At 64.8% G+C, this 20,351-nt stretch carries 20 protein-coding genes; 19 read left to right on the top strand and 1 reads right to left on the bottom strand.

Going from position 1 to position 20,351, the window contains the following annotated elements; genetic code table 11:
- The first annotated feature begins 106 nt into the window (after positions 1 to 106).
- The 19 genes from C2U30_RS12405 to dhaM all read left to right on the top strand — a co-directional run bounded on the left by C2U30_RS12405 (position 107) and on the right by dhaM (position 18,327).
- Positions 107 to 1,531 (top strand): efflux transporter outer membrane subunit, encoded by a 1,425-nt coding sequence (locus C2U30_RS12405; protein WP_028699135.1) that lies wholly within the window; start codon positions 107 to 109, stop codon positions 1,529 to 1,531.
- Positions 1,532 to 1,605: 74 nt separating this feature from the next.
- Positions 1,606 to 2,550 carry a LysR family transcriptional regulator gene (locus C2U30_RS12400; RefSeq protein WP_004883081.1) on the top strand — a complete coding sequence of 315 codons (945 nt, stop codon included), beginning with the start codon at positions 1,606 to 1,608 and terminating at the stop codon, positions 2,548 to 2,550.
- The gene (locus C2U30_RS12395; RefSeq protein WP_004883082.1) at positions 2,547 to 2,822 is read left to right on the top strand and encodes an EexN family lipoprotein; all 276 of its coding nucleotides are present in this window, start codon (positions 2,547 to 2,549) and stop codon (positions 2,820 to 2,822) included. The genes C2U30_RS12400 and C2U30_RS12395 overlap by 4 nt, the downstream gene beginning before the upstream one ends.
- 258 nt (positions 2,823 to 3,080) lie before the next feature.
- Positions 3,081 to 5,096, top strand: coding sequence for a conjugal transfer protein TraG (locus C2U30_RS12390; RefSeq protein WP_004883083.1), 2,016 nt, complete (start codon positions 3,081 to 3,083; stop codon positions 5,094 to 5,096).
- Positions 5,093 to 5,557, top strand: coding sequence for a ribbon-helix-helix protein, CopG family (locus C2U30_RS12385; protein WP_004883086.1), 465 nt, complete (start codon positions 5,093 to 5,095; stop codon positions 5,555 to 5,557). The genes C2U30_RS12390 and C2U30_RS12385 overlap by 4 nt, the downstream gene beginning before the upstream one ends.
- Complete coding sequence (gene trbB, locus C2U30_RS12380; RefSeq protein ID WP_004883088.1) at positions 5,554 to 6,621, top strand: P-type conjugative transfer ATPase TrbB; 1,068 nt, start codon at positions 5,554 to 5,556, stop codon at positions 6,619 to 6,621. Before C2U30_RS12385 ends, trbB begins: the two co-directional genes overlap by 4 nt.
- Positions 6,618 to 7,001: a TrbC/VirB2 family protein gene (locus C2U30_RS12375; protein WP_004883090.1), complete on the top strand. Its 384-nt coding sequence runs from the start codon at positions 6,618 to 6,620 to the stop codon at positions 6,999 to 7,001. The genes trbB and C2U30_RS12375 overlap by 4 nt, the downstream gene beginning before the upstream one ends.
- Positions 6,998 to 7,270, top strand: coding sequence for a VirB3 family type IV secretion system protein (locus C2U30_RS12370; RefSeq protein ID WP_004883097.1), 273 nt, complete (start codon positions 6,998 to 7,000; stop codon positions 7,268 to 7,270). The genes C2U30_RS12375 and C2U30_RS12370 overlap by 4 nt, the downstream gene beginning before the upstream one ends.
- An 11-nt stretch (positions 7,271 to 7,281) precedes the next feature.
- Entirely contained in the window at positions 7,282 to 9,732 is a 2,451-nt protein-coding gene (gene trbE / locus C2U30_RS12365) for a conjugal transfer protein TrbE (protein WP_004883099.1), read from the top strand.
- A complete protein-coding gene (gene trbJ, locus C2U30_RS12360) occupies positions 9,729 to 10,466 on the top strand; it encodes a P-type conjugative transfer protein TrbJ (protein WP_004883101.1) in 738 nt (245 codons plus the stop codon). The genes trbE and trbJ overlap by 4 nt, the downstream gene beginning before the upstream one ends.
- Before the next feature lie 12 nt (positions 10,467 to 10,478).
- On the top strand, positions 10,479 to 10,805 hold the full coding sequence (locus C2U30_RS12355; protein WP_004883103.1) for a hypothetical protein: 327 nt from the start codon (positions 10,479 to 10,481) through the stop codon (positions 10,803 to 10,805).
- A complete protein-coding gene (gene trbL / locus C2U30_RS12350; protein WP_004883106.1) occupies positions 10,802 to 12,166 on the top strand; it encodes a P-type conjugative transfer protein TrbL in 1,365 nt (454 codons plus the stop codon). Before C2U30_RS12355 ends, trbL begins: the two co-directional genes overlap by 4 nt.
- Before the next feature lie 29 nt (positions 12,167 to 12,195).
- Positions 12,196 to 12,900: a conjugal transfer protein TrbF gene (trbF, locus tag C2U30_RS12345; protein ID WP_004883108.1), complete on the top strand. Its 705-nt coding sequence runs from the start codon at positions 12,196 to 12,198 to the stop codon at positions 12,898 to 12,900.
- Positions 12,897 to 13,889 (top strand): P-type conjugative transfer protein TrbG, encoded by a 993-nt coding sequence (gene trbG, locus C2U30_RS12340; RefSeq protein ID WP_004883112.1) that lies wholly within the window; start codon positions 12,897 to 12,899, stop codon positions 13,887 to 13,889. Before trbF ends, trbG begins: the two co-directional genes overlap by 4 nt.
- A 2-nt stretch (positions 13,890 to 13,891) precedes the next feature.
- Positions 13,892 to 15,172 (top strand): TrbI/VirB10 family protein, encoded by a 1,281-nt coding sequence (locus tag C2U30_RS12335; protein ID WP_004883119.1) that lies wholly within the window; start codon positions 13,892 to 13,894, stop codon positions 15,170 to 15,172.
- Positions 15,169 to 15,411, top strand: a complete 243-nt coding sequence (locus C2U30_RS12330; RefSeq protein ID WP_004883121.1) for a DUF2274 domain-containing protein — start codon at positions 15,169 to 15,171, stop codon at positions 15,409 to 15,411. Before C2U30_RS12335 ends, C2U30_RS12330 begins: the two co-directional genes overlap by 4 nt.
- A gap of 482 nt (positions 15,412 to 15,893) precedes the next feature.
- Positions 15,894 to 16,964 carry a dihydroxyacetone kinase subunit DhaK gene (dhaK, locus tag C2U30_RS12325; RefSeq protein ID WP_103243851.1) on the top strand — a complete coding sequence of 357 codons (1,071 nt, stop codon included), beginning with the start codon at positions 15,894 to 15,896 and terminating at the stop codon, positions 16,962 to 16,964.
- A gap of 15 nt (positions 16,965 to 16,979) precedes the next feature.
- Positions 16,980 to 17,609: a dihydroxyacetone kinase subunit DhaL gene (gene dhaL / locus C2U30_RS12320; protein ID WP_103243850.1), complete on the top strand. Its 630-nt coding sequence runs from the start codon at positions 16,980 to 16,982 to the stop codon at positions 17,607 to 17,609.
- Between the two features lies 1 nt (position 17,610).
- Positions 17,611 to 18,327 (top strand): dihydroxyacetone kinase phosphoryl donor subunit DhaM, encoded by a 717-nt coding sequence (gene dhaM / locus C2U30_RS12315; RefSeq protein ID WP_103243849.1) that lies wholly within the window; start codon positions 17,611 to 17,613, stop codon positions 18,325 to 18,327.
- Positions 18,328 to 18,386: 59 nt separating this feature from the next.
- Here dhaM and dhaR read toward each other — a convergent pair whose 3' ends face one another.
- Positions 18,387 to 20,288 (bottom strand): dihydroxyacetone kinase operon transcriptional regulator DhaR, encoded by a 1,902-nt coding sequence (dhaR, locus tag C2U30_RS12310; RefSeq protein WP_103244699.1) that lies wholly within the window; start codon positions 20,286 to 20,288, stop codon positions 18,387 to 18,389.
- Between the last annotated feature and the right edge of the window lie 63 nt (positions 20,289 to 20,351).

Here is a 20,351-nt window from a genome sequence, read left to right as displayed (position 1 = left end):
GAAACTCCAAAGATGCTTGATTTTTGAATCGTCTGGACGGTATAGTACACGCCATGAACTATGCCCGTCAAGACGGCCTCCTCAATTCACAACCTAGTGGCTCAACATGTCCGATCCCTACGCCCGCCGCGGCCTTACTGCTGTTGCATTCCTATCGATCACGCTTCTCGCCGCGTGCAGCCACTCGCCTCACAGGGTGGAGACATCACGCGTTGAGGTTCCGGCCAAATTCATGAACGAAGCGGGTCTGGCTGTGCAGCAGGTGCCAGCACAAGCACTCCCGGCCGAGTGGTGGACGGCGTACGGTGATCCGCTGATTGACGCGCTGGTGCGCAACGCGCTGGAGCACAACACCGATCTCGCTATTGCAAGAGCGCGGATTGATGAAGCTGTGGCGATCACCCGACGTACACGCGCTTCAATGTTCCCTAGCTTGGCGCTCACGCCCCAAGCAACGCGCGCGCGCGACTTTTCTTTGGCACCGACCATCAGCAGCGATGCCAGGCTTCCGCTGTCGGCTTCATGGGAAGTTGATCTAGCGGGCCGCCTCTCGCATGCCGCTGATGGCGCACGGATGGACGCAGTTGCTGTCGAACAGAACTGGTTCGCGACACGTTGGCAGATCGCCTTTGAGACAGTGTCCGCTGCACTGCAGCAGCGGCAGGCGGCAGAGCTGGAAGATCTGGCAAAAGAGCGACTTCAAGTCGCCGAGCGCCTTGAGCGTCTGACAGAGCAGAAGTTCAAGGCAGGTCAAGCTACGGGCTTTGACATTGAACGCACGCGTTCCGAGGTCATCGCCCTCCGGGTGGAGCAAGAGCAGTTGCGACGCGTACGCGGCGAAGCAACGCATGCCTTGGATGTGCTCGTTGGCCGGATTCCGGGGGCGCTTGGCAGCGGTCCTGCGCTTGCCTCTCTCACCATGCCCGATTGGACTCCCAGAAGCGTGCCAGGCGAATTGCTGCAGCAGCGCCCCGACGTCAGAGCCGCGCAGGCGCGTCTTGCAGCGGCGACGGCGCGATGGAACGCAGCAGAAGGCGAGCGGTTCCCCAAACTTGTGCTCGATTTGAGTGGTGGGCGCCAACGCTTCGAGAACAACGGAACACGTGTGGCAGGGAACATTTTCTCTCTGGGCTTGGGTGTGACGCTTCCGATCTTTGACGGTGGAGCAATACAAGCGGGAATCGACGAGGGCTCAGCACGCAGTCGCGGCGCACAGGCTGACCTGGAACGCACGGTTTTGCTTGCGCTTCAGGATGTGGAGAACGCTTATCTGGGCTGGCAGACCCAGCGGACTTCTCTGCAGCATCAGGTCGATGGTCTTGTCGTCGCTGATCGACTCCTTGACCGCAGTCGACGCCTCTTTGAGGCGGGACAGGTGGATGCGACCGTTGTTGCAGAAGCGGAGCGTGGCACCTTGTCCCAGCGAGCGGCTCTGGTCCGTGCTCGCGCCGACGCAGCCGTGCAATGGGGTGTTCTCGCTAAAGCGCTTTCTGGTTCGCCAGAGCATGTGAATCTGCAATCTTCACCCTGAGTCCTTGAGTTGGAAGAACGCAGCATGGCAGCGAGTTTTAAATACTGAATAGATCGACGATTAGTAGGGGACGCATGGAAATTCGACATCTACGTTGTTTTATGGCGCTCGCCGAGGAACTTCACTTCGCTCGCGCCGCTGCGAAACTGCATATTGAGCAGTCCCCACTGTCTCGCACGATCAAAGAACTCGAAGAGGAGTTAGGAGCACAGCTCTTTATTCGGAACACGAGAAGCACGCGTTTGACACGAGCTGGGTTGATGCTCATGGAGCACGCACCTCGGGTGTTCGCATCCTTGCAACAGGCGCGGGACTGCGTGAAGGCAGCAAAAAATGGCTTTCATGGACAACTCCGCGTCGCCTTGTCAGACGGCGCAACACTACTGTGCTTACCAGCCCTATTGGCGTTGTGTCGCGAGGAGGAGCCCGAGGTTGAGATTCGCTTTTTTGAGGTGCCACTATCCCAACAAATCAAAGGATTGCACGACGACCTGTATGACGTCGGCTTTGCACAGTCCGACGACGTAGGTGATGGAATCGTCGCACTTCCCGCGTGGACTGACACGCTTATGGTGGCGCTGCCAGCTCGGCATCCGTTGCTGGCTCTTAAGCGAATTCCATTGGATGAACTGCTGCGCTACCCGCTAGTGCTATCTGATCCTCAAGTGTGCGAGGGCCACGCCAAGCACATTGAGCGAGTACTTAGCCGGGCTGAAATGCAGCCTCTAGTTGCCGAGCGGGTTACCACTTTCGACCTGATGATGGCGTTGGTATCTGCCGGTTTTGCACTCGGACTTACAGGGGCTGCACACATTGCAGCCTCCCGAGAGCCAGGAGTCGTGGCGAGGCCGCTTTCGACACGCGTACCACCTTTGACGACCTATCTACTCAGACTTGAAGGCGATCCGTTTGACGAGCTTGCGCGCTTCATTCAGCGAGTACAGGCCATCGAATTGCCAGAGTTTCTCAGGTCAACAAAAAGCCGAAATCCCGATCTTCCGGAGGAATTGATGCCATGAGACTCGCCATCACGCTCGTCGCTGCAATGCTAGTCGCATGCGGTCAATCTGATAAACCGCACAAAGCCACTAGTGCAGAAAAGAAAACCCCGACAGTAGAAGAGCTGGTGGCAGACCCGGAACAGCTCAAGAAGTTGCGCCAGCAATGCAAGACGGATCGGCCTACTTTGGGCGAACTGCTTTGCAACCGGGTAGCGGAGGCAACACGTAAGCGGTTCTACGGTGACGGAAAAACGCCATACACACCGCCCAAAGAATCCCCCAAATTCTGAAATTCAGCAATTCAGCAATTCAGCAATTCAGCAATTCGCTAGTCTGCCTGAATCTTCTGTTCGGCACGCTGATATTCGCCGGCGCTTACGGAGTCACTCCCTGGCTAGACACAGCGCGAATTCATTCTTTCTTATCGACCTTTCTGCCCCAAACGGTCTTTGACCGGCACTAAGCCAGCACCGATCCTGACGCCTGCGGCACATTTCTAAGCCGCGTTTCCCAAGGGAATCAGCGTAGGAGAGATTGGAGGCGGGGCTATGCAAGGTACGAATGTGCTGTTCGGTCAGATAGCCGTGGTATTCGGCATCGTGATCGCGGGTGTGTGGGGCGCCACACAATGGACGGCAGCAGCCCTTGGCTATCAGGTACGCCTTGGCTCCCCCTGGTTTGATTTCCTCGGCACACCGATCTACCTCCCGTGGAAGCTGTTTGAGTGGTGGTTCTTCTTCGATGCCTACGCGCCACGCGTTTTCGACACGGGCGGTGCCATAGCGGGTGGCAGTGGCTTGCTGGCGGTGGTGGTCGCAGTCTGCATGTCGATCTGGCGCTCTCGTCAATCACGCCTAGTCACGACCTATGGCTCGGCACGCTGGGCAAGTACGGAGGACATTCGCAAAGCCGGCCTTACGCAGCCGATCGGCGTGTTCCTCGGTCAGCACGATGGCAAGTACCTTCGGCATGAAGGCCCGGAACACATCCTCACTTTCGCGCCCACGCGCTCAGGCAAAGGCGTCGGCCTTGTGGTGCCGACGCTGCTTTCTTGGCCTGCATCCGCCGTAGTCCACGACATCAAGGGCGAGAATTGGCAGATCACCGCAGGTTGGCGCTCACGCTACTCACACTGCCTGCTGTTCAATCCGACCGATGCGAAGTCGGCGGCCTACAACCCGCTGCTAGAAGTTCGGCGCGGCGCACATGAAGTGCGTGACGTACAGAACATAGCCGACATTCTGGTCGATCCAGAAGGCGCGCTTGAGAAGCGCAACCATTGGGAGAAGACTTCGCACGCGCTGCTGGTCGGGGCCATCCTGCATGTGCTCTACGCGGGCGAGGACAAGACGCTGCGCGGCGTCGCCAATTTCCTCTCCGATCCGGCCAGCCCCTTCGAGCTGACCTTGCACCGGATGATGACCACACAGCACCTCGTGAACGTGGAAGGTGGTGGCCCGCATCCAGTCGTCGCTTCGGCGGCGCGCGAAGTGCTCAACAAGTCGGACAACGAGCGTTCCGGCGTGTTGAGCACCGCCATGTCGTTCCTGGGCCTCTACCGCGACCCCACGGTGGCCGAAGTCACCTCGCGCTGCGACTGGCGTATCGCCGACCTGATCGCGTCCGAGCATCCGGTGTCGCTTTATCTGGTAGTGCCACCTTCGGATATTTCGCGGACGAAACCGCTCATTCGCCTGATCCTCAACCAGATCGGCCGACGGCTCACCGAATCGCTCGACGGCAGCGACGGCATCGAACGCCGCCACAAGCTGCTGCTGATGCTCGATGAGTTCCCGGCGCTGGGCCGCCTGGACTTCTTCGAGACGGCGCTTGCCTTCATGGCGGGCTACGGAATCCGCAGTTTTCTTATCGCCCAATCGCTCAACCAGATCGACAAAGCCTACGGCCAGAACCATTCGATTCTGGATAACTGCCATGTCCGCGTGACGTTCGCCACCAACGATGAACGCACTGCGAAACGGATCTCCGAAACGCTTGGCACCGCTACCGAACTGCGCGCGCAGCGCAACTATGCCGGGCACAGATTGGCACCGTGGCTGGGGCACCTCATGGTGTCGCGGCAGGAGACGGCCCGCCCGCTACTGACGCCCGGTGAAGTGATGCAGCTTCCGACTGAGGAAGCTGTGGTGATGGTGTCCAGCGTGGCACCGATCAAGGCCAAGAAGCTGCGCTACTACGCCGACGCGAATTTCAAGAACCGCGTTTTACCGCCGCCTGTGCTCGCGGCCGGGCAATACGCGGACGCGCCACCGGCCCGGCCCGACGACTGGAGCGGCCTATCGATCCCAGCCGTGTCAACGGTCCGGGCTGCGGGCCTGTCCGGCGATGGCACAGGCACCGCCGATGACGGCGGCCCACGCCGACAGCCGGAGCTATCCGAAGTCAGCGAATACAGCCCCGAACCGCTGCTCGCCGGCCATGACCTGACTCTGCTCGATGACGACGACGACCTGCCGCTGCCGCTTCCCGGCCAGCTCGACCCGGCCATGCAGCGCACGGCCCGGCTGGCTTCCCTCGACCCCAACGACGGAATCGACTTATGAGCCAATACCGCCTCAATCTGTTCATTCAGCCCGAGCACGCCAAGCGTCTCGAAGAACTGGCCGCCAAGAAAGGCGTGTCCAAGTCGTCCATTGTCGCGGCGGCGCTCGCGTCGTGGCTATCGCCCGATGCTGGCGACCAGCGCGAGGCGGCCATCGCCAAGCGGCTCGATCGCCTGTCGCGGCAGGCCGAGCGCATGGAGCGCGACCAGAACATCCAGATCGAAACACTGGCGCTGTTCATCCGCTACTTCCTGACCGTCAGCACCCCGATTCCCGAAGCCCATCAGGACGCAGCTCGCGCCCAAGGCAAAGCGCGTTTCGAGCAATTCGTGGAGCGGCTCGGCCGCCACCTGCTGCGTGGCCGCAGCCTGGTGCGCGACGTTGTGGAAGAACTGCACCCAGACCCGGCGCGAATGGATGACGCGGAGGCACTGGCTGAAGCGCAGGAGCGTGCCTCATGAGCGCCATTCCGCAAACCCCGCCCGAACTCTCATCCGCCGCAACCTCTCTGGATCGCCGTATCCAGATGCTGCGCACGGCAATGGGGCCAGTCATCGCCGCTGCGCTGGCCGACCCCGACGTGGTGGAAATCATGCTCAACCCCGACCGCACCCTATGGGTGGATCGGTTGTCATCGGGCCGCATGCCGCTGGGCGTGGAGCTGTCCCAAGACGATGGCGAACGCATCATCCGGCTGGTGGCTGCGCACGTCGGCGCAGAGGTGCATCGCGGGCGGCCGCTGCTGACCGCCGAGCTGCCCGAAACCGGCGAGCGGTTCGAGGGCATCTTGCCGCCCGCAGCGCCCGGCCCAGCCTTCGCGCTGCGCAAGCGCGCCGTGAGCATCATCGGGCTGGATCGCTATGTGGCCGACGGCATCTTGACCACAGGCCAGGCCGAGTTCCTGCGCCGCGCCGTGCGTGAGCGCCAGAACATCCTGATCGCCGGGGCGACGAGCAGCGGCAAAACCACACTCGCCAATGCCTTGCTTGCGGAGATCGCCGCCACGGGCGACCGCGTGCTTGTGCTCGAAGACACCATCGAGCTGCAATGCGCAGCCCGCGACCATGTGCCGCTGCGCACCCGCGCTGGCGTCGTGTCTATGACCGAGCTGGTGCGGGCCACGATGCGCCTGCGCCCCGACCGCGTGATCGTCGGCGAGGTACGCGGCGGCGAAGCCCTGGACTTGGTTAAGGTGTGGGGCACCGGCCACCCCGGCGGCATCGCCACCATCCACGCCGGTTCCGCGCTGGGCGCGCTGCTGCGCCTCGAACAGTTGATTCTTGAAGTGGCGGTGAACCCACCGCGTGCGCTGATCGCCGAGGCGGTCAACGTCGTGATCCACATCGCCGGGCGTGGCCGCAAGCGCCGCGTCGAAAGCATCGCCCGTGTCGTCGGTTTCGACGGCACCGGCTATCGCCTGGCGGACGCGCTGGAAACACCGTTTCCCGAGCTGATGCCGGTTCCTCTCGCAGCCGATGCCGCTGCGCCTTCCTCGTCCCTTGACCTACCTGGAGAACTGCCATGACGCAGATGCACGTTCACGCTTTCCGTAATTCCGTAAATCCGGTTTCAACCATCGCACGCCTGCGGCGGCTGGCCGGCCCCGCGCACCACGGCCTGCTGCTGGCCGCAGTCATGCTGATGACGGCGGGCACGGCGAAGGCATCCGGCTCCTCGATGCCGTGGGAAGGCCCGCTGCAATCCATTCTGGAGTCGATTCAGGGGCCGGTGGCACGCATCGTCGCGGTCATCATCATCATCGCCACGGGCCTCGCGCTCGCCTTCGGCGACACGTCGGGCGGCTTTCGCAAGCTGATCCAGATCGTGTTCGGTTTGAGCATCGCGTTCGCCGCGTCCTCGTTCTTCCTGTCGTTCTTCAGCTTCTCCGGCGGGGCTGTCGTATGAGTGGCCCGGATAGCTTCGCGGCCGGCTTCGAGGTGCCGCTACATCGCTCGCTGACCGAGCCGCTCTTGATGGGCGGCGCACCGCGCACGGTGGCGATTGCCAACGGCACGCTAGCCGCTGCCGTCGGGCTGGGCCTGCAACTCTGGATTCCTGGCGTAGTGCTCTGGATCGTCGGTCACTCGCTGGCCGTGTGGGGCGCGAGGGTCGATCCGCAGTTCATGCAGGTCTTCGCCCGGCACATCAAGCACAAGCCGCTGCTGGACGTGTAGGAGACGCCGCCATGCTTAACCTTGCCGAATACCGCCAGCGGCCCGCCTTGCTGGCCGACTGGCTTCCCTGGGCTGGGCTGATCGCGCCGGGCGTGGTGCTGAACAAGGATGGCTCGTTTCAGCGCACGGCGCGCTTTCGCGGGCCTGATCTGGACAGCGCCACGCAGGGCGAATTGATCGCCACGACGGCACGGCTAAACAACGCGTTGCGCCGGCTGGGTTCGGGCTGGGCGCTGTTCGTGGAAGCCGAGCGCCAGTCGGCCGCGGACTATCCGCATTCCGACTTTCCCGAACCGCTGTCCTGGCTGGTGGACGAAGAACGCCGCGCTGCCTTTGAGGAATCGGGGAACCACTACGAAAGCAGCTATCACCTGACGCTAGCCTATCTGCCGCCGGAGGAATCCCGCGCTCGTGCAGCCAAGCTGCTCTACGAGCACGCGCCGGGCGATGGTGTGGACTGGCGCGGTCGGCTTGACGCCTTCCTGGCAGAAACGGATCGGGTTTTCGACCTGCTCGATGGCGTGATGCCAGAAATCGTCTGGTTGGACGATGCCGCGACGCTGACTTATCTTCACGCCACGGTGTCCACGCGGCGCTACCGGCTGGCCGTGCCCGAGGTGCCTTTCCACCTCGACGCACTGCTGGCCGATTCCGCCCTAGTCGGCGGCCTTGCGCCCATGCTGGGTGACCAGCATCTGCGCGTGGTGTCGGTGCGGGGCTTTCCGACCTCGACCTGGCCGGGCCTGCTGGACGACCTCAATCGCCTGGGCTTTGCCTATCGCTGGAGTACCCGGTTTCTCTGCCTCGATAAAGCCGAGGCGGAAAAGGAGCTGGGCCGCCTGCGTCGCCAGTGGTTTGCGAAACGGAAGAATGTCATTGCGCTACTGCGCGAAACCATCTTCCAGCAGGAATCGCCGCTGGTGGACACGGATGCCAGCAACAAGGCGGCCGACGCGGATGCCGCCTTGCAAGAGCTTGGCAGCGATCAAGTCGCCTTCGGCTACCTCACCGCCACGGTGACGGTGTTCGATGACGACCCTGCCGTAGCCGACGAAAAGCTGCGCATGGTGGAACGTGTCATCCAAGGACGTGGCTTCGTCACCATCCCCGAAACCTTAAATGCAGTCGATGCGTGGCTGTCGTCCATACCAGGCAATGCCTATGCCAACGTGCGCCAGCCCATCGTCTCGACGCTGAATCTGGCGCACATGATGCCGGTGTCCGCCGTGTGGGCTGGGCCGGAGAAAAACGCCCATCTCGACGGCCCGCCGCTGATCGTCACGCGCACGGATGGCGCGACGCCGTTCCGGCTGGTGACGCACATCGGCGACGTGGGGCATACGCTGGTCGCGGGGCCGACGGGCATGGGAAAATCTGTCCTGCTGGCGATGCTCGCCTTGCAGTTCCGCCGCTATGGCGGCTCGCGCATCTTCGCCTTCGACATGGGGCGATCCATGCGGGCGACGGTGCTGGGCCTGGGCGGCGAACACTACGACCTCGGCGCGGACGGCGCCATTGCCTTTCAGCCCTTGGCCCGTATCGACAGCGAAGGCTATCGCACCTGGGCCGCCGAGTGGATCGAAGGCCGCCTGCTGCATGAAGGCGTGACCGTCGGCCCCGACGAGAAAGCCGCCATTTGGTCGGCGCTCGGCAGCCTCGCTGGTGCGCCGGTGGAGCAGCGCACGATGACCGGGCTTTCGGTGCTGCTGCAATCGAACGCGCTGCGGCAGGCATTGTCGCCGTATGTGCTGGGCGGCGCGCACGGCAAGCTACTGGATGCCGACCGCGACCGGCTCGGCAGCGGCGACGTGCAGGGCTTTGAGATGGAAGAGCTAATGCACAGCCCCGCCGCCGTGCAAGCGGTGCTGCGCTACTTGTTCGCCCGCTTCGATGCACGTTTCGACGGTGCTCCCACGCTGCTGATTCTCGATGAAGCCTGGCTATTCCTTGATGAACCGTCCTTCGCGGCACGCATCCGGCAATGGTTGAAAACTCTGCGCAAGAAAAACGTGTCGGTGATCTTCGCCACGCAGTCGCTTGCCGACATCAAGGATTCGACCATCGCGCCCGCGATCATCGAAAGCTGCGCGAGCCGGATTTTCTTGCCCAACCCGCAGGCGACCGAGCCGCAGATTCGCACGGTCTACGAGGGCTTTGGCCTCAACAGTCGGCAAATCGAAATCGTCGCCACCGCGCAGCCCAAGCGCGACTACTACTACCAATCGCGCCTGGGCAATCGTCTGTTCGACCTCGACCTGGGGCCAGCCGCGCTCGCCTTCTCGGGCGCATCCACACCGCAAGACCAACGCGACATTGACCGAGTGCTGACGCAGGCCGGCGCTCCCGGCTTCGCCGGTGCGTGGCTACGCCATCGCGGCCTCGATTGGGCCGCCGACCTGCTGCCGTCCTCGCCGTCGGCGGCTTCTTTCCTCGCTACTCAACCCCTGGAGATTTCGCCATGAAGACCCGTGTACTTTCCGTTTCGCTCGCCGCCGCGCTGGCCGGCTCGCTGATGCTCGCTCAGCCAGCGGCGGCGCTCACTTTCGTTGATCCCGTCAACTTGGTGCAGAACACGCTGACTGCCATCCGCACGCTGGAGCAGATCAACAACCAGATCAACCAGCTCCAGAACGAAGCGCAGATGTTGATGAACCAGGCGCGCAACCTGGCGAATCTCGACTTCAACATCGTCAACCGGCTGCGCTCGACGCTCGCCACGACTGAACGCCTGATTGCCGAGGCGCAAGGGCTGGCCTACGACGTGCAGAGCATGGATGCCACGTTCTCGCGCCTGTACCCGGAGCAGTACGCCGCCACCATCAGCGGCGACCGCATGGCACAGGACGCACGCGAACGCTGGAAGAACACGCTCGACGGCCTGCACACCGCGATGCGGATGCAGGCGCAGGTGTCGCAGAACCTGACGCAAGACGAAAGCGCGCTGGCCGACCTCGTGAGCCAAAGCCAATCGGCCACGGGTGCGCTGCAAGCGATGCAGGCAACGAACCAGCTTCTCGCCTTGCAGGCCAAGCAGTCCATCCAGGCCCAGCAGCTCCAGATCACACAAGACAGGGCGGCCTCGCTGGAGCTGGCGCGGCAGGCAGCGGCCACCGAGCGCGCCCGCGAAGTGCGGCGGCGCTTCCTGGGCACCGGCACGCCGTACACACCGCAGTCCGTCAACTTCTACAACAACTGACGGGAGGCGGCCATGCGATGCGTTCCTGTCCTGCTGGCCGTGCTGCTGACCGCATGCGGCCAGCAGCCGGCTGAAGACCTGACCGCCACCTTGGCCGCCGATCCCGTGCGGCTCAAGGCGCTGCGCGCCCAATGCGCAGCCGACCGGCAAACCGCAGGCGAAGACACCTGTCGCGCCGCTGCCGAAGCCTTCCGGCGGCGCTTCTTCACCGGCCAGACTGGGCCGGACGAATACCGGACGCTGGCAGAACTGCCGCCGATTCCGGCGAGTTTCGACACGCCAACCGACGACGCGCCGGAAGGTGATGCGTCGCTCGCCGCTGCGGAGGACACGCCATGAACGACGTAACGATCATCGACAGATTCCTCGATACCTTCTCGCGCTACATCGACTCCGGTTTCGGTCTGCTGCAAGGCGAAGTCGCGTTCCTGACGGCCACTCTCATTGTCATCGACATGACCATTGCCGGTCTGTATTGGGCCATGAGCCATGCGACCGGCCAGGGCGAGGACGTGATCGCCAAGCTGCTGCGCAAGGTGCTTTACGTCGGTGCCTTCGCCTACATCATCGGTAACTTCAATTGGCTGTCGAGCATCGTGTTCCGCTCGTTCGCCGGGCTAGGCATCACCGCCACTGGCTCGGCCATAACGATGGAGAACTTCTTGCAGCCGGGTCGGCTTGCCAAGACCGGCATCGACGCCGCTGCGCCGATCCTCGACCAGATCGGTGACATGGCCGGCTTCCCCGAAGTGTTCGTGAACCTCGACCCCATCGTGGTGCTGTTCATCGCTTGGCTGGTGGTGATCCTCTGTTTCTTCGTGCTCGCGGTTCAGCTTTTCATCACGTTGATCGAGTTCAAGCTGACCACGCTTGCCGGCTTCGTCTTGATCCCGTTTGCGCTCTGGAACAAAACCTCGTTCCTCGCGGAAAAGGTGCTCGGCAATGTGGTTTCGTCAGGCATCAAGGTCTTGGTGCTGGCGGTAATCGTCGGCATCGGCTCGGGCCTGTTCGCGGAGTTCCAGGTTCATCCCGACGAGCCTTCCATCGACCATGCGCTTGTCGTGATGCTGGCTTCGCTTGCCTTGCTGGCGCTGGGCATCTTCGGCCCCGGCATCGCCACGGGCCTTGTGTCCGGTGCGCCGCAGCTCGGCGCGGGTGCGATGGCGGGCGCTGCCGTCGGCGCGGTAGGCACGGGTGTTGCCATCGGTGCCGCCGCGACCGGCGTGGGCGGTGCCGTCATGGCGGGCGCACGCATGGCCCCGGCCGCCGCAAAGCTGGCCGGGAGCGGCGCACGCGCCGCCACGTCGGCGGCCAGCAGCGCCAAGTCCGCATTCCAGGCCGGTTCCGCCGCTGCGGGCGGCGGGGCTAAAGGCGCGGCTGCGGGCCTCGGCAATGTCGCCAAGACCGGCGCGCAAGCGGCAGGCCGCCGAGCTGCATCGGGCGCTTCCGCTGCCGGTCAGAAGGTGGCCGACTCCTTCCGGGCAGGATGGAACGGTGCGGATGTCGGCGCTGCCGGTTCCGGCCAGGCCGCCGCAGGCGAAGGCGCAGCCAGCGCGCCGAAGCAAGAGCAACCCGCCTGGGCAAAGCGGATGCACCGCCGCCAGCAGATCACCCATGCCGCAACCACCGCAGCCCACACGCTGCGCAGTGGCGACGGCGGCGGCTCAGGGCAAGGCCCAAGCCTGCGCCCCGATGCGTGACCCGATACCTGACCACCAAGGAGAACCCTATGCGATTCAAACGCCCGCAGGTGCGCTATGCCGACACGCCGCAGCCTGCCACCCCGTACCAATCCGCCGCGCAGGTGTGGGACGAGCGCATCGGCTCGGCCCGCGTCCAGGCCAAGAACTGGCGTTTTATGGCCTTCGGCTGCCTCACGCTTGCGCTGCTGATGGCCGGTGGCCTGGTGTGGCGCTCGGCGCAGTCCATCGTCACCCCTTACGTCATCGAGGTCGATCAGTCGGGGCAGGTGCGCGCCGTCGGCGAAGCCGCCACGCCGTACCGGCCCGCCGATGCGCAGATCGCGCACCACCTGGCGCGCTTCGTGACGCTGGTGCGCTCGCTGTCTATCGATCCCATCGTGGTGCGGCAAAACTGGCTGGACGCCTACGACTACACCACCGACAAAGGCGCGGCGGTGCTCAACGACTACGCCAGCAAGAACGATCCTTTCGCCCGTGTTGGCCGCGAGTCGGTGACGGTGCAGATCACCAGCGTGGTACGCGCCAGCGATGCCTCGTTCAACGTCCGTTGGACGGAGCAACGGTTCATCAACGGTGCCCCCGCCGGGACCGAGCGATGGAACGCGGTGCTTTCCACCGTCCTGCAAACCCCGCGCACCGAACAGCGCCTGCGCAAGAACCCGCTGGGTATCTACGTCAACGGCCTGTCGTGGAGCCGCGAACTGGATTCTTCTGAAGGAGCCAAGCCATGAACCTGTCTTTCCGCTTATACGCTTTCGCGCTGACCGTGGTGGCCCTGTCGGGCTGCGCTTCGCAGGGCAAGCCGCCTCCGTCCATTTCGCTCGATGAGCCGGTGCAGGCACAGCCGCTGCCGGAGCCGCCTGCTCCAGTGGAAGTCGTCGCCATGCCCGAGCCGCTGGCGCTGCCAGCGCAGTTGAAGCCGCTGCACGAGTTGGACGCGGCCCCGGCTAAGCCGGAGCCGGCCGATGAGAAGGTGCGCGTTTCCCGTGCCAATGCCGAGGCGCGCATCGCGCCCACGCGCGAGGGCTACGTCAATGCGATTCAGGTGTGGCCCTTCACCGATGGTGCGCTCTACCAAGTCTATGCCGCGCCGGGACGCGTGACCGTGGTTTCCTTGCAGCCGGGCGAGGAACTAGTGACGGTCGCAGCCGGCGATACCGTGCGCTGGATCGTCGGTGACACGTCCAGCGGCAGCGGCGACGCGATGCGCATCAATGTGCTGGTCAAGCCCATCCGCTCAGGCCTCAAGACGAATTTGGTCATCACCACCAGTCGCAGAACATACCTGCTGGAACTGACCTCGACGGAAAAGGCATGGATGGCGTCGGTGTCCTGGGACTACCCAAAAGACCGGATGTTGGCCTTGCAGCGCCAGTCGCAGGCGGCTAGCGCCGCCGCACCGGTCGATACCGGACTGTCGCTGGAGAAGATCCGCTTCCGATATTCCGTCTCAGGCAGCAATCCGCCGTGGAAGCCGCTGCGCGCCTTCGACGATGGCGAGAAGGTCTATATCCAGTTCCCGCCGGGAATCGCCCAAGGCGAGCTGCCACCGCTGTTCGTCATCGGCGCGCAGGGCGACGGACAACTGGTGAATTACCGTTTTCGCTCGCCTTACTACATCGTGGATCGGCTGTTCGGCGCGGCCGAACTGCGCCTGGGCGGCGACAAGGGTGACGTGGTGCGTATCGAACGCACGGATGGCTTGGCGCGGAGGAACTGACCATGAGCCAGGACGACACTCCCGACCTCGCCACGCCGCATGCGGGCAAGGTGGCACCCGAGGCAGTTGCGCTGCGCGCCCAACCGCGCCCGGTCACGCGCCTGAACCGGCGCACGCTGGCCATCCTCGTCGGCGGTCTCTCGGTCGCTGTGCTCGGCGCGCTGATGTGGTCGCTGCAACCGCAGCGGCGCGGTGCAGGCGAGCAGACCGAGCTTTACAACGTCGATCGCGTCTCGAAGTCCGAAGGGTTGGACGCGCTGCCGGCGGACTACTCGAAGCTGCCGCCCCCCTTGGCGGCATCCGTGCCGGAGTTGGGGCCGCCGCTGCCAGGCGATCTTGGCCCGGCCATTGTGAAGTCGCAGCAGCCGGTGACGGCCGCCTACGCGGCCCCCGGCAACGACCCCAACGACGCGTTGCGCAAGGAAGCCGAAGCAGCAGCGGCATCGGCGGTGTTCTTCCGCTCTGGTTCGCAGAAGGCCGCGCCGGTGGCGCAGACACAGGTAGCCGCTGCGCCGGGCTTCACCGCCAATGCGGCCTTCGACCCGCTGGCGGCCGGGCCTGCGTCGACGGCGGCCCAGCCCGCCGACCCGACCGCCGTGCAGAACCGGCAAGACCAGAAAGAGGCATTCCAGAAAGCCGGAACCACGGAAGCCCGTGATTCCGGCAACCTGACGCTGCCGGCGTCGCCGTATCAGGTCATGGCCGGAACGGTGGTCGCCGGGGCGCTGGTGACGGGCATCAAGTCGGACTTGCCGGGCGATGTGATCGCCACAGTGACGGAGCCGGTCTATGACACGGCTACCGGCAAGTTCCTGCTGATCCCGCAGGGGTCACGCATCCTGGGCAAATACAACAGCCAGGTCAGCTACGGGCAGAGCCGCGTGCAAGTGGTGTGGAACCGGATCATCCTGCCCGACACGTCTTCGCTCAAGCTCGACAACTTGGCCGGCACCGATCCGGCCGGCTACGCCGGCTTGGAAGATGATGTGGATTGGCATTGGGATCGCGTCTTTGCCGGTGCGGCACTGACGACGCTACTGGGCATCGGTGCCGAACTGGCTGCGCCGGAGAACCGGCAGGACGGTGATCGCGTCATCATCGCCGGCCGCGATAGCGCCCAGGACAGCATCAATCAGGTCGGTCAGGAGATGACCCGGCGCAACCTCAACATCCAGCCCACCTTGACGGAGCGCCCCGGCTTGCCGGTTCGCATCATCGTCAACCGCGATCTGGTGCTGCGGCCGTACCAGCCACTTTTCTTCAACAGGGGGACTTCGCGATGACGACGCGCAAGCTACGGCTCGGGCCGCTGCCGAAAACGGAATCCACGAAGCTGACTTTTGCTTGCCCGGCCAGCCTGAAAGCCGACCTCGACCGCTACGCTACGCTGCACGCGCAGACCTACGGCGAGGCGGTCGATGCCACGGTGCTAATTCCGCACATGCTAGAAGCCTTCATGGTCGGAGATCGGGGATTCAGGAAGGGAGGCGCGGGCAAGGCCGCGCCGCCGAAGCCAAGCTGATGATGCCGGTTTCCGCTGGCGGCCATCCCTCAAACGCGCAGCCCAAGGCTGCGCGTTCTTCATTCTGGAGGACGGCGACCGATTGGGCTATGAAGACCAAACGCGGCTACCGCCTGCAGGCAACCGCCCCCGATGCAGCACGCTCGGGCTTTCTACCGCGAAGCTCCTATGTGGCTCCCAGCCCACAACGCCACAGCCCCGCAAGGCGGCCCGAAGTAGAGCCAAACCCGCACCCCATATAGACTTCCGGCCATCAGGCTGATTTCAACAATCGCTTGACTGCGGACATTTTTTATCGCTGTGAGGCGGCTAACACTTTCCCGGATCTTCCCCATCCGCTCGTTTCAGATTGAAACGTCAGGCTTTGTTTGCTGTTTCAGATCCGAACCGAAACCCCTGTCATTTTTATCCCCCTGTGGCTCGCTAGACTGGCTGCATCAACCATCTGTCCACCCGTGTGGTGGCAAGCCAAGGAGTGAGCCATGAAGAAGCTGATCAACGCTGTCGATGCCGTGGTCCGTGAACAACTGATGGGGATGGCCGCCGCCCACCCCGAGCTCAAGGTGCGAATCGAACCCCACTACATCACCCGCGCCGACGCCCCCGTGGCGGGCAAGGTGGCGCTGGTCTCCGGCGGCGGCAGCGGCCACGAGCCCATGCACGGTGGCCTGGTGGGCAAAGGAATGCTGGATGGTGCCTGCCCCGGCGAGATCTTCACGTCCCCGACCCCGGATCAGATGTACGAGTGCGGTCAGGCCGTCGACGGCGGCGCGGGCGTGCTGTTTCTGGTGAAGAACTACACCGGCGACGTGCTCAACTTCGAGACCGCGGTCGAGCTGCTGCACGGTGACGGGGTCAAGGTGGGCTTCGCCCTCATTGATGACGACGTGGCGGTGAAGGACAGCCTCTACACCGCTGGCCGCCGTGGGGTTGCCACGACAGTGCTGTGCGAGAAGCTGGTCGGTGCCGCCGCCGAGGCGGGCTACGATCTGGCGCGTTGTGAGGCGCTGGCCCGTCGCATCAACAACCAGAGCCGCACCATAGGCGTGGCCATGCATGCCTGCACCGTCCCTGCTGCCGGCAAGCCCTCCTTCACCCTGGCGGACAACGAGGTGGAGTTCGGCGTTGGCATCCACGGCGAGCCGGGCATCGAGCGCCGTCCCTTCACCAACCTCAACGCCCTGGTGGACGACATGTTCAAGGAGCTGACCGACAACAGCCCCTATGGCCGCACCCTGCGCCACTGGGACAGAGCCACCGGCAGCTGGCAGGAGGAGCACACCTTTATCGAGTCGCTCAATGGGGGTGACCGGGTCATCGTCCTGGTCAACAGCCTCGGTGGCACCCCCATCTCCGAGCTCTATGGCGTCTATGGTCGCCTCGCTACCCTGTGCGAAGAGGCGGGCATCCATCTGGTGCGCAACCTCATCGGCCCCTACTGCACCTCTCTCGACATGACCGGCATCTCCATCACCCTGCTCAAGGTGGATGATGAGCTGATGACCCTGTGGGATGCCCCCGTTCACACCCCCGCCCTGCGTCGCGGCTGCTAAGGAGTGCCGATAGCCATGCTAAGCAAACACCACATCGTCAACTGGCTGCTCGACTGCGAACACATCTTCACCGAGCAGCGTGACTACCTCACGGCGCTGGATACCGACATCGGCGACGGCGATCACGGCCTCAACATGCAGCGTGGCTTCGCCAAGGTGGCGGAGAAGCTGCCCGCGGTGGCGGACAAGGACATCGGCCAGGTGCTCAAAACCACCGGCATGACGTTGCTCTCCTCGGTCGGCGGCGCCAGCGGACCCCTCTACGGCACCTTCTTCATCCGGGCCGCGGCCAGCAGCGATGCCTGCCAGAGCCTGACCCTCGGCCAGCTCGGCAAGATGCTGAGCGAGGGGGTGGAGGGGATCGTCTCCCGTGGCCGTGCCGAGCCGGGTGACAAGACCATGTGCGATGCCTGGTGGCCCGCTTTGGCCGCCCTGCAGCAGGCTGAACAACAGGGCCTGCCGCTGCCCGAGGCGCTGGACAAGGCGGTGGCTGCCGCAGCAGCCGGCACCGAGGCCACCATCCAGATGCAGGCCCGCAAGGGGCGCGCCAGCTATCTTGGTGAGCGCAGCATCGGCCATCAGGATGCGGGGGCCACCTCGACCCTGCTGCTGCTGACCGCCCTGCGTGACAGAGCGAGGTTGTGACATGATCGGCATCGTAGTGGTCTCTCACAGCGCCATGCTTGCGGCCGGTTTGAAAGCCCTGGCCGATCAGCTCGGCAGCCCGGCGAAACTGTTGCTGGCGGCCGGGGTCGATGACCCCGCCCATCCCATCGGCACCGACGCCATCGCCGTAATGAGTGCGATGGAAGAGGCGGATGACGGCAGCGGGGTGCTGGTGCTGATGGACTTGGGCAGCGCTCTGCTGAGCGCGGAGACCGCCCTCGAGCTGCTGCCCTCCGAGCTGAGCGCCCGGGTGCGGCTCAGCCCCGCCCCGCTTGTCGAGGGCACTCTGGCCGCCGTGGTGGCCGCTGGCGCAGGCCTGACGCTGGACGAGGTAGCCGCCGAGGCGCTTGGCGCGCTGGGCCCGAAACAGGGAATGCTGCCTGCCAGTGCGGCGCAGGCCAACACCGAGACAGCTCCCGTTGCCGACGACGGCTGGCTGCGCTGCGAGGTGGTGGTGGAGAATCCCCACGGCCTGCATGTGCGCCCCGCCGCCCGGCTGGTCGCGGCACTCAAGCCCTTTGCCGCTGAACTCAGGCTGCAAAAGGGGGAGAAAGAGGCGAATCCCCGCAGCCTGAGCCGGCTCGCCATGCTCGATGTGCGCCAGGGGGACAGGCTCATCCTGCTGGCGCGAGGGGAGGATGCCGGGGCGGCGCTGAGCTGCTTCCAGCAACTGGCGCGGGATCGCTTCGGCGACTGAAACATTCCCCCATCCGGGCCCCGTCACGACGGGGCCCGCTTGTTTGAGGGGCGTTCTGGTCAGTGATGGTAGTCGGCGGGATCGATGTCGAGTAGTTTGAGTCGCCGCCAGAGGGTGGTGCGGCTGATCCCGAGCTGGCGCGCCATCTGGCTGACCTGGCCCTTGCTGGCACGGGCGGCCCGCAGGATCGCCTGATGCTCCAGCTCCGCCAGTGTGAGCAGCGGCTGTCCCACCACCTCGTCCGCCAGCAGGCAATGACCCTGGCGGATGGCGGCCGGGAGCGCCCGGGGCGGGATCTGTGCCTCACTGCAATGCAGCAGGGCATACTCGATGGCGCTGCGCAGCTCCCCCAGGTTGCCGGGCCAGGGGTAGGCCAGCAGGCAGTCGAGGGCGTCAGGGGTGAACTGGCGCCCCGGCTCGCCCCCCTGCACCGCCAGGTGCTGGCGGATGAGGCCGGGCAGATCGGCGCTGCGCTCCCGCAGGCTCGGCAGCCAGAGTTCGCACCCTTGCAGCGCATAGAGCAGCTGGCGGCCGAATCCCCCCTCCTGCACCCGCTGCTCCAGCGGGGCGCTGCTGGTCGCGATGATCCTCACCCTGAGGGGCAGGATGCGGGCGGAGTCGAAGCGCTGGATGCGCCCCGTCTTGAGCAGTTGCAGCAGGGCGGCCTGCATGGGGGCGGGCAGGCACTCCACCTGCTCCAGCACCAGGGTGCCACCGTGAGCCAGCTCGAACTTGCCTGCCCGCTCCTGCCCCGCCTCGTCGGACCCCATGAGTTCCAGCGCCATCCGCTCCCTCGGCCATGCCTGGCAGTTGAAGATGACCAGGGGGCCGGCGGCTCGCTCGCTGCCAAAGTGGATGGCCTCCGCCAGTTGGGCCTTGCCCACCTCCTCTTCCCCTCGCAGCAGGACGGGGCCCTGTCCCCTGGCCGCCTGGCGGGCGTGGCGAAGCAGTTTGCGCATGGCGCTCGACTCCCCCACCAGGGCGGAGAGCTCGGGCACCGTCTGGCGCAGTTGATGAATGGCGCGCAGCCGATCGGTGGGATGGAGCAGGACGATGAAGCTGACCCCGTCCGGCCCCGGCAGGGGCTTGAGGCTCACCAGGGCGTCGATGAAGGCCTCGCCCCGGGTTTCCCGCCGCTCCAGCGTCACCTCCACATGGCTCAGGGGGGTCATCTCCGCGATGGCCAGACGCAGGCGCTGGGGCATCAGCAGATGGTGATCGAGGGGCTGACCCAGGCAGACAGCCGGGTCGAGTTGTAGCCGAGTGGCCGCCAGGGCGTTGAGGTAGCGCAGCCGCCCCTGGGGATCCCAGGCCAGCACGCCGTCTTCCATGCCATCCAGCAGGGCATAGAGCTCGCTCAAGTGGTGCTGGGACTCCTGCATCAGGCGCTCCATCTGCAGCAGATTGGCCAGCTCACGGCCGGCGCTGACGGTGAGCGCGAGATCCCCCGGTGCGGCCTCTTCCACCCGGCAGATCAGGGCCACGATCGCCACCTGGCGACCGGTGCTGTTGTAGACGGGGCTGGCACAGCAGTGCCAGGGGTGCAGACTCTGGTTGAAGTGCTGGGGGCCGCTGACGCAGAGCGGCACCCCCTCCAGGGCCGCCAGGTTGACGGCATTGGTGCCGATGCGTCCCTCGCTGAAAAACGCGCCTGGGCCAAAACCGAGTACCGCCAGCGCCTGCAGGGTATCGGGGTGGCCGGTCCGGGCCAGCAGGCAACCGCTCTCGTCGGTGAGCAGCAGGGCGCAGGGGCGCCCCTCCATGAACTCGTAGAGATCCTCCAGTGCCATCTCGCCGGTAGTGAGCAGGTCCCGTTTGCGCTGGCGCAGGCTCTCCAGGGTCTGCCCTCTGGCGCAGTGGGGAGGATGCCAGAGGGACGCGCTGGTCTGGTGGGCACAGCGCAGCCAGGAGGCCTGCAGGTGCTCGGGCCAGGACGAGAGGGGCTGGGGAACGGATGGCATGGTCACGGCGATGTCCGGCAAAAGGGAAGGGGCCATTTAATCACCCTTGCCGCCCCGATTCAG

It is taken from the genome of Aeromonas sp. ASNIH5, from assembly GCF_002902865.1.
Taxonomy (GTDB): Bacteria; Pseudomonadota; Gammaproteobacteria; order Enterobacterales; family Aeromonadaceae; genus Aeromonas; species Aeromonas caviae.
Note: the sequence above shows the minus strand (reverse complement) of the source record. Positions and strands in the feature narration are given on the sequence as shown.